Annotated in this window: 11 protein-coding genes; 9 read left to right on the forward strand and 2 right to left on the reverse strand. The window is 60.9% G+C overall.

Annotated features, from left to right (window positions below; genetic code table 11):
- Positions 1-186: 186 nt before the first annotated feature.
- Both EOA29_RS16180 and EOA29_RS16185 read left to right on the forward strand, forming a co-directional pair.
- Positions 187-933: an ABC transporter permease gene (locus EOA29_RS16180; RefSeq protein ID WP_126095812.1), complete on the forward strand. Its 747-nt coding sequence runs from the start codon at positions 187-189 to the stop codon at positions 931-933.
- Positions 902-1,642, forward strand: coding sequence for an ATP-binding cassette domain-containing protein (locus EOA29_RS16185; protein WP_126095813.1), 741 nt, complete (start codon positions 902-904; stop codon positions 1,640-1,642). Before EOA29_RS16180 ends, EOA29_RS16185 begins: the two co-directional genes overlap by 32 nt.
- Positions 1,643-1,683: 41 nt before the next feature.
- Here EOA29_RS16185 and EOA29_RS16190 read toward each other — a convergent pair whose 3' ends face one another.
- Positions 1,684-2,037, reverse strand: coding sequence for a hypothetical protein (locus tag EOA29_RS16190; RefSeq protein WP_126092682.1), 354 nt, complete (start codon positions 2,035-2,037; stop codon positions 1,684-1,686).
- A gap of 697 nt (positions 2,038-2,734) precedes the next feature.
- Here EOA29_RS16190 and EOA29_RS16195 point away from each other — a divergent pair.
- The 3 genes from EOA29_RS16195 to EOA29_RS16205 all read left to right on the forward strand — a co-directional run bounded on the left by EOA29_RS16195 (position 2,735) and on the right by EOA29_RS16205 (position 6,209).
- Entirely contained in the window at positions 2,735-4,651 is a 1,917-nt protein-coding gene (locus EOA29_RS16195; protein WP_126092681.1) for a methanol/ethanol family PQQ-dependent dehydrogenase, read from the forward strand.
- Between the two features lie 159 nt (positions 4,652-4,810).
- Positions 4,811-5,335 carry a c-type cytochrome, methanol metabolism-related gene (locus EOA29_RS16200; RefSeq protein ID WP_126092680.1) on the forward strand — a complete coding sequence of 175 codons (525 nt, stop codon included), beginning with the start codon at positions 4,811-4,813 and terminating at the stop codon, positions 5,333-5,335.
- On the forward strand, positions 5,307-6,209 hold the full coding sequence (locus EOA29_RS16205) for a quinoprotein dehydrogenase-associated putative ABC transporter substrate-binding protein (protein WP_126092679.1): 903 nt from the start codon (positions 5,307-5,309) through the stop codon (positions 6,207-6,209). The genes EOA29_RS16200 and EOA29_RS16205 overlap by 29 nt, the downstream gene beginning before the upstream one ends.
- Positions 6,210-6,292: 83 nt before the next feature.
- Here the strand turns inward: EOA29_RS16205 and EOA29_RS41435 are convergent, their stop codons facing one another.
- Entirely contained in the window at positions 6,293-6,622 is a 330-nt protein-coding gene (locus tag EOA29_RS41435; RefSeq protein ID WP_189349935.1) for a hypothetical protein, read from the reverse strand.
- 45 nt (positions 6,623-6,667) lie between these two features.
- Here EOA29_RS41435 and pqqB point away from each other — a divergent pair, with 45 nt between their 5' ends.
- From pqqB to EOA29_RS16230, 4 genes are all read left to right on the forward strand, one after another.
- The gene (gene pqqB / locus EOA29_RS16215; protein ID WP_126092678.1) at positions 6,668-7,606 is read left to right on the forward strand and encodes a pyrroloquinoline quinone biosynthesis protein PqqB; all 939 of its coding nucleotides are present in this window, start codon (positions 6,668-6,670) and stop codon (positions 7,604-7,606) included.
- Positions 7,603-8,358 carry a pyrroloquinoline-quinone synthase PqqC gene (gene pqqC / locus EOA29_RS16220; protein ID WP_126092677.1) on the forward strand — a complete coding sequence of 252 codons (756 nt, stop codon included), beginning with the start codon at positions 7,603-7,605 and terminating at the stop codon, positions 8,356-8,358. Before pqqB ends, pqqC begins: the two co-directional genes overlap by 4 nt.
- Positions 8,358-8,654, forward strand: a complete 297-nt coding sequence (gene pqqD / locus EOA29_RS16225; protein ID WP_127221143.1) for a pyrroloquinoline quinone biosynthesis peptide chaperone PqqD — start codon at positions 8,358-8,360, stop codon at positions 8,652-8,654. The genes pqqC and pqqD overlap by 1 nt, the downstream gene beginning before the upstream one ends.
- On the forward strand, positions 8,651-8,962 hold a 312-nt coding region (locus EOA29_RS16230; protein WP_127221144.1), incomplete at its 3' end, for a radical SAM protein. The genes pqqD and EOA29_RS16230, both read left to right, overlap by 4 nt.

Consider the following 8,962-nt stretch of genomic DNA (forward strand, 5'->3'; position numbering starts at 1 on the left):
GGAAGCGGCCGACGGCGGCAGGCTCTATCGTGTGCTGGCCGGGATCGGCGGCGAAAAGCTGGTCGGCAGCGCGCCGGAGATGGCGCCGGGCACGTTCTGGCAGGAACCGGCGAAATGACCGCAGGAGACACCGGCGACCGCACGCCTGGCGACACTGCCAGCCGTTCCGACCCTCGAGCGACGCTGATGCCCGCGCTGACGGTGGTGGCCTCCCTGCTCGGGCTTTGCCTGCTGTGGAGCCTGGCGGCGAATGCCTGGCCGAGCCGAGCCTTTCCGGGGCCGGGACAGGTCTGGCAGGTATTGCTGAGGGAGGCGGCGAGCGGCGATCTCTTCTACCATCTCGGCGCAACTCTCGGCAGGGTTGCCGCGGCATACATCGTTGCGATGATCGTCGGATCGGTGATCGGCATTCTCCTCGGCAGCTACCGCGGCGCGGACCGGTTCTTCAACCCCTGGGTAATCCTGTTCCTCAATATCCCTGCGCTGGTGATCATCGTGCTGGCCTACATCTGGTTCGGCCTCAATGAGGTGGCGGCGATAGGCGCGGTTGCCGTGAACAAGATCCCGAATGTCGTGGTGACCATGCGCGAGGGCGCCAGGGCGCTGGACCCGAGTTACGCCGAAATGGCGGCTGTGTACCGCTTCGGGCCGCTCGACCGCGTTCGCCACATCCTGCTGCCGCAGCTGCAGCCCTACCTGGCCGCGGCCTCGCGTTCCGGCATCGCCCTCATCTGGAAGATCGTTCTGGTGGTCGAACTGCTCGGCCGCTCCAATGGTGTGGGCTTCCAGATCTATCTCTATTTCCAGCTTTTCGACGTCGCTGCCATTCTCGCCTACACGCTGGCGTTCGTGGCGGTGATGCTCGTCGTCGAACTTCTTCTGGTGCAGCCCGTTGAACGACATGCAACCCGTTGGCGCCGTCGTCCCGCTTAGGGTCGACATCGCCGAAAAGACCTTCAGGTCCGCGCAAGGCGTCTCGGTCACGGCGCTCAAGAACCTTTCCTTCGAGGTCCGGCAAGGCGAATTCGCTTGCCTGCTCGGGCCATCGGGGTGCGGCAAGACCACGACGCTGCGTATTCTGCTTGGGCTCGACAGGCAGTTTTCCGGCTCTTTCCAGCTGCCTGAAGGCGGCTCGAACCGCATAGCCGCCGTGTTTCAGGAACCCACCCTGCTGCCCTGGCGGACGGTGGAGGAGAATGTCAGGCTGGCGCTGCCGAAAGACCTGCGAACGAAAAATCTCGACGGGCTGTTTGACACGCTCGGTCTCGCCGGCATGCGCTCGCTCTATCCGGCGGAGCTTTCGCTTGGCCTTGCACGAAGGGCAGCCCTTGCCAGGGCCTTCGCGACCGAACCGGCGGTGCTTTTCCTGGACGAGCCCTTCGTCTCGCTCGATGGGCGGACCGCCGAGCAGCTCCGTCACCTGCTTCTTACGGTATGGTCGGCCCGGCCTACGACCGCGCTGATGGTGACGCACAACCTGACCGAGGCCCTGACGCTGTCGGATCGCATCATCGTGCTCGCGCCGCGGCCCGCGCATGTGCTCGGCATTTTCGACGTAAGCCTGCCCAGGCAGCACCGCAGCCCAGAGGCAACGAGCGACCTTTTGCGGTCGTTCCATCAGCAATTTCCAGGCGTGACCTGATCACCCTGCAGCGGGCCGGGATGCCCTTGATGGGCGACGTGTTAGAAGCAACGCACGTCGGCTTCCGCCTGCGCCCGCTTCAACTCCGTTCGCGCGGCTTTCGCCGGTGCGCTTTCGCGAAACAGGCCTGCATTCTCGCCTGTCGTCAGAGACATGCTCTTGAAGGTCTCGGCCCTCTCATAATGGTCGTAAGGAAGGATCGAGGCGATGACATCGATCGAGCAGGAACAACTCTCCAACGCCTGACGTGTCTGGCCATTTGTCTGCATGCAGCCGAGCACATAGTCGACAATCGTCGCCGTCGGGTAGTCTCCCGCAGCGCCTGCCGGGTTTGCAAGGACTATTGTCGACGAAAGGAGGAGCGGCAGGATCGAAAATCCAACATATCTGACCATGAGAAATTCCTCCTGTTGCCTGGGCGCGGTGCGGCGAGACAGCATCGTCGCGCCCAGTTGGCGACATGCCGCGAGCCCGGTCAACCTCTCACCGCCTCCATATAGGACCAAAGGAGGAATGCCCTGCCCGTCCTCAACAGCGATCGAGGGCAGCTTGGTGATTCGCCACGCACCTATTTTCCTGAGTTCTTTTCACGCCCCCCCTTACTAACGGCAGCCAAGGATGTCACAACCGGCAACTTTGGTAAAATATGCATTCAATAAAGATCAATCCAATTATAATTGTAAATACAGATCAGTATGAATTTTATATATATCGGAGCTTAAGTCAAGCTTTTGGCAACCCTCCATCAAGAGGTTTATTTATATGTCTTCTTTATATTGCGTCGCAACATTTGTATGCTGCAATGCAAAACCATCACGGGGGTTTTTCCTTGCCTGGCATTATGCGATGACATAGCTTTACCTTGTTTCCGGCTTCAAGGACGTCGCCGTAATAAGGGAGCGGCGGCAGTCTTTCGTAGGCCAATCGGGCGGGTGTAGGGCTAGGTCGACTGAGTTGAGAGCAGAAATGCGCCTCTGCTAGTTTGATCTAGGTCGTGACACGCTGCCGGAAATACTTCCCAAATTGAATTGATTGGACGAGCTCTTGTGAGCTTTAAGATCGATTTCTCGTTGTGAACCTGGGAGGATTTTGATGCGCGCACTAACGCAAGCAACCTACATTGTATCGACCTCGGCGCTACTGTCGTTTGGCGCGCTCTATACGGCGTCAGCCAACGAAGAGCTCGCGAAAATGGCCAAAAATCCGAAAGACTGGGTGATGCAGACGGGTGATTACGCCAACACTCGTTACTCCCCGCTCAAGCAGATCACCAAGGAGAACGTGAAGAACCTGCAGGTCAAGTGGACCTTCTCGACCGGCGTGCTGCGCGGCCATGAGGGCGGACCGCTGATTGTCGGCGATGTGATGTATGTTCACGCGCCGTTCCCGAACACCGTCTACGCTCTCGATCTCAACAAGGACGGAAAGATCCTCTGGAAGTACGAGCCCAAGCAGGACGCGAACGTCATTCCGATCATGTGCTGCGACACGGTCAATCGCGGCGTTGCCTATGCACCTGCCGATGGCGACCGCCCGGCGATGATCTTTCTTAATCAGGCTGACACCAACCTCGTCGCGCTCGACGCCAAGACCGGAAAGCTTATCTGGACAGCCAAGAACGGCGATGAGACCAATGGTGGAAAGGGCGAATCCGGCACGTCGGCGCCCGTGGTCGTCAAGGACAAGGTTCTCGTCGGTATTTCCGGGGCGGAATTCGGCGTCCGCGGCTGGATAGCCGCCTACAATCTGAAGGACGGCAAGCTCGCCTGGAAGGCCTATTCGGAAGGTCCGGATGCAGACACCTTGATCGACCCCCAGAAGACCACGCAGCTCGGCAAGCCGGTGGGAAAGGACTCCGGCACCAATACCTGGGAAGGCGAACAGTGGAAGACGGGCGGCGGCACGACATGGGGCTGGTATTCCTATGATCCCAAGCTGAACCTCGTCTACTACGGTACCGGCAATCCCTCGACGTGGAACCCGGTCCAGCGTCCCGGAGACAATCGCTGGGCTATGACCATCTTCGCCCGCGATGCCGACACCGGCATGGCCAAATGGGTCTACCAGATGACCCCGCACGATGAGTGGGACTATGACGGCGTCAACGAGATGATCCTTGTCGACGACATGGAGATCAAAGGCAAGAAGCACGACGTGCTGGTGCATTTCGACCGCAATGGTTTCGCCTACACCATGGATCGCGCCACCGGCGACCTTCTCGTCGCCGAAAAATATGATCCGGCGGTGAACTGGGCCACCAAGATCAACATGGATCCGAAGAGCGACAAGTACGGTCGTCCAGAGGTCGTTCAGAAATACTCACCCCAGGCGAACGGTGAAGATACCAACACCACCGGTATCTGCCCCGCCGCGCTGGGAACGAAGGACCAGCAGCCGGCTACCTACTCGCCGAAGACGGGCCTGTTCTACGTGCCGACCAACCATGTCTGCATGGACTACGAGCCTTACAAGGTGAGCTACACGGCCGGTCAGCCTTACGTGGGCTCTACCGTGTCGATGTATCCCGCACCTGGCGGCGACAGCATGGGCAACTTGATCGCCTGGGATGCCGCCAAGGGCAAGATCGTCTGGTCGAAGCCCGAGCAGTTCTCGGTGTGGTCCGGGGCGCTCGCGACGGCCGGCGACGTGGTCTTCTACGGCACGCTCGAAGGCTACATCAAGGCGGTCGATAAGAACGGCAAGGAACTCTACAAGTTCAAGACCCCGTCCGGCATCATCGGCAACGTCACGCCCTTCGAGCATGACGGCAAGCAGTACATCGCCGTTCTGTCCGGCGTCGGCGGATGGGCCGGCATCGGTCTGGCAGGCGGATTGCTTTCGCCCGACCAAGCCGCGGCCTGGCACGGCGCCGTCGATCAGGGCCGTGCGCAAGGCGACCAGGCCACAGTCGTCGGAACCGCGGGTCTCGGAGCAGTCGGCGGCTACGCTGCACTTGCCGACTACACGACGCTGGGCGGCCAGCTGACCGTCTTCGGTCTTCCGGACTGACAGCCGGGAATGGCCTTAGAGCGAAGGCCTGAAAACAGGAGAGCCCGGATAACCCGAAGGTACTTCCGGGCTCTCGATCTGCCGCGCATCCGAAACATCGATCAATGCCGCGGCGTAACGGCAAACCCTTTGTCCTTGGCAAAATAAGGAAGCGTCTGAATGTCTGTTCGCATTGTAATTTCCGTTCTCGCCCTGGCTCTTCTGCCTCTGGCCAGCTCAAGTCTGGCCCGGGCCGAGGACAGTGCCGATAAAGCCAAGGCGGTGAAGGAAGAAGGCGGCAAGTATTTGGACGCGGATGGGAACCCGACCTACAAGATCGAGAATGGAACCGTGGATTGGTACACGTTCAGCGGTTACCGCCGCTATCACTCGGACTGCCATGTCTGTCACGGACAGGACGGAACGGGTTCAAGCTACGCGCCGGCCCTGGCCAACAGCCTCAAAAACATCGACTACCCCACTTTCCTCTCGATCGTCGCCCAGGGCCGGAAGAATACCGGCAACGGCAAGGAAAACGTCATGCCTGCCTTCGGCGATAACAAGAACGTCTACTGCTATCTGGACGATCTCTACGTCTATCTGCGCGCTCGTGCCGATGGCGCAGCACCCCGCGGCAGGCCGCCCAAGCACGAAGACAAGGCCAAGGCGGCGAAGGATGCCGAAGCATCCTGCATGGGAGGATGAAGTGACCGGCTGCGTTGCATCGAAGGCGCGCGTCGTTCTGCCCATTCTCGGCGCGCTCGCCCTGCTGCCGTCGAGCGCCTTGGCGCAAGGCGCCGGCCTCGGTGCTGCGGGAGAGCTGGTCGATCCCGACATTCTACGCGTCTGCGCCGATCCTTCGAACATGCCGTTTACCGACCAGAGCGGCCAAGGCTTCGAAAACAAGCTGGCCGAGCTGGTTGCCAGGAAGACAGGGCGGAAGTCGGTCGCCTACACATGGTTTCCGACCGTCATCGGTTTCGTGCGCAACACGCTCGGAGCCAACCGATGCGACGTCATCATGGGCTATGCCCAAGGTGATCCGCTGGTGCAGAACACCAATGCCTACTATCGCTCCTCCTATGTGCTTGTGCATCCGAAGGGCGACGACCTCGAGGGTTGCGAGACGATCGAGGATCCGAGACTCATCGGCAAGAGGATCGGTGTCGTCGAACGCACGCCGCCAACTGCCAACATGGCCGCCAACAAACTCTTGCGAACGGCAAAAATCTACCCGTTGGCCGTCGACACGCGCGTCACCCCGTCGATGGCAGAGGTTGTGATCAAGGACATGCTGGCCGGCAAGATCGACGCGGCGATCCTGTGGGGGCCGATGGCAGGCTACTATGTCAAACAACTCAAGGCGAACGTTACGATGGTCCCACTGGTCAAAGAAAAGACCGGCTCGCGTATGTCCTACCGCATCACCATGGGAGTGCGTCCATCTGACCAGGAATGGAAGCGTACGCTCAACAAAGTGATCCGGGAAAACCAGGCGGAGATAAACAAGCTCCTGCTCGACTACAACGTGCCGCTGATCGACGAACATGACAACCCGATCACGGCGGCGCCGGGATGAGATTGACCGGCGCGAGACGGCACAGGTGATGGAGGTAAGGAAGCGATCTTTGAGACAGGCAGTTATGCCATTCATGTTTGTTTCTATTGTTTGAGAACCCAGTGTTTCATTTGTCCATTTGTGAGGTGATGGACGAGCCATTGCACCGCCCGCAATGGCGCCAACGACATGACCGGCCCCTTCGGGCTGGCAGAAGAGGAGAATGCCATGAAGAAAAAGAGCTGGAAGAAACCGACCATGTGCCAGGTTGCTGCGGGCTTCGAAATTTCGCGGTATCTGCCTGCTGAAATTCCTCCCAGGAAGTAGGCCGCAGAGGTGCGTGTCCCTGACAATAGGGGCACGCACCCCTTGCCGTGTGAGGTCTTCGCGACGGGCTTTGCCGCGGGAAACGTTGGCGCGAAGCCGTTTGACATCGAGAATTTCCTGCCGGTCAGATGGGCCGCGGAGCAGGCATTGCAATGCGCGTGAAGATCATCGGATCGGCGGCGGGAGGCGGCTTTCCGCAATGGAACTGCAATTATCGCCTGAGCCGCGCGGCTCGCAGCGGGACTGCGGGTGTGCATTCACGAACCCAATCGTCCATTGCCGCATCGGCGGACGGGACTGGCTGGGTTCTCTTCAACGCGTCGCCCGACATTCGCCAGCAGATTGCGCAAACGCCTGAACTCCAGCCCGCATACGACGCGCCGCTGCGTTCGACGCCCATCCGCGCGGTGGTGCTGACCAACGCCGACGTCGACCATATCGCCGGCCTGCTCAGCCTGCGAGAACGACAGCCTTTCGCAATCTATGCAACGGCACAGGTGCTGGCGACGCTGGAGGCGAATTCGATCTTCAATGTTCTCGATCCGCAGATCGTGCCGCGGCGCCTCCTGACGCCGACGGAGGAACTGGCGATCCGCGATGCGGACGGCCGCGAGACCGGCATGGTCGTGGAAAGCTTTCCCGTGCCTGGGAAGATCGCACTCTATCTCGAGCAAAGAGACGATCCAGGCGCCGACTTCAGCTCCGATACGGGCGACACGATCGGAGTCCGTATCACCGGGGCCGGCAGCCGCGGCGCTGTCTTCTATATCCCGGGCTGCGCGGGCGTCGATGCTGCGCTCCGCGCTCGTCTGGCCAATGCCGCCTGCCTGCTGTTCGACGGCACCGTCTACACGGACGACGAGATGATCACTGCCCGCGTCGGCCCGAAAACCGGTGCGCGCATGGGCCACATCGCAATGTCTGGAGAAGCGGGTTCGATTGCCGGTTTGGCCGATGTGAAGATCGGCCGCCGTGTCTTCGTCCATATCAACAACACCAATCCGGTTCTCGACGAGAATTCCGCCGAACACGCGGCGGTCAAAGCGGCTGGCTGGGAAGTCGCCAGCGATGGGATGGAGATGGAATTTTGAGCGATTTTCACGATGCAGCCAAAGGTGGCCTGTCCAAGAGCCAGCTCGAGGCCGTGCTGCGGCAGGTCGGTGACGAGCGCTATCACAACCATCATCCTTTCCATCACAGAATGACCAGTGGCGCGCTGTCGAAGGCCGAAATGCAGGCCTGGGCGCTGAACCGCTATTGCTACCAGGCCGTCATTCCGCGCAAGGACGCCATGATCCTGGCGCGTGCCGAGGATCCGGCGTTTCGCGCCGCCTGGCGCAAACGCATCGAGGACCACGACGGCGAGGACGGCTGGAGCGGCGGCATCGCGCGCTGGCTGCATCTGGCCACCTCGCTCGGGCTCGATGCCGAGGCCGTCAAGAGCGAAAGGCTGGCGCTGCCGGCGACCCGTTTCGCCGTCGGCGCCTACCTTTCCTTCTGCACGAACCGGACGCTGCTCGAGGCGGTCGCATCGTCGCTGACCGAGATGTTCTCGCCGACCATCATCGGTGAGCGGGTGCCGGCGATGCTGGCGAAATACGACTACATCACAGAGGACACGCTGGGCTATTTCAGCCGACGGCCCCAACAGGCATCGCGCGACGCCGAGTTCGCCCTCGCCTACGTGCTCAGCCATGCCGATACGGCCGAACGCCAGCAGCAGGCGATCGATGCGCTGGTGTTCAAATGCGATATACTGTGGGCCATGCTCGACGCGCTTCAACATGCCTATGGTTCGCCGGGAAACATACCGCCCGGCGCCTTCCGCCCGGAGGCAGCCTGATGATGACGCTGCGCGAAAGAGCCATCGTGTCGTTGCGATCGGTGCCATCGCTGCCGAAGCATGTGCGCATACAGTACGACCCCGTGCGGCAGGCCTTCGCCGTGCTTTCGCCGGAGAACGTGTTCTGGCCGAACGAAATCAGTCTCGACATATTGCGCCGCTGCGATGGGCGATCCACGGTCGGCCACATCATCGCCGATCTTGCCTCCGATTATGACGCCGATCAGGAGGCCGTGGCGGCCGACGTCATCGCCTTCCTGCAGGAATGGTCGGACAAGCTGCTGGTGAAGCTATGAGCGAGCCCGTTCTCCCTCCGATCGGCATGCTGGCGGAACTGACGCATCGCTGCCCGCTGCAGTGCCCTTATTGCTCCAATCCGCTCGAATTGCTGAAGGCCAATCGCGAGCTCGACACGCAGACTTGGCTCGATCTCTTCTCGCAGGCCGCCGATCTTGGCATTCTGCAGGTGCATCTGTCCGGCGGCGAGCCGACGCTGCGCCGCGACCTCGAGCAATTGATCGCCGGGCTTTCGGCGCGCGGTGTCTACACCAACCTGATCACCGCCGGCGTCGGCATTGCCGAAGGCCGCATCGAGGCCCTGTCT

The organism is Mesorhizobium sp. M1E.F.Ca.ET.063.01.1.1, assembly GCF_003998155.1.
Taxonomy (GTDB): Bacteria; Pseudomonadota; Alphaproteobacteria; order Rhizobiales; family Rhizobiaceae; genus Mesorhizobium.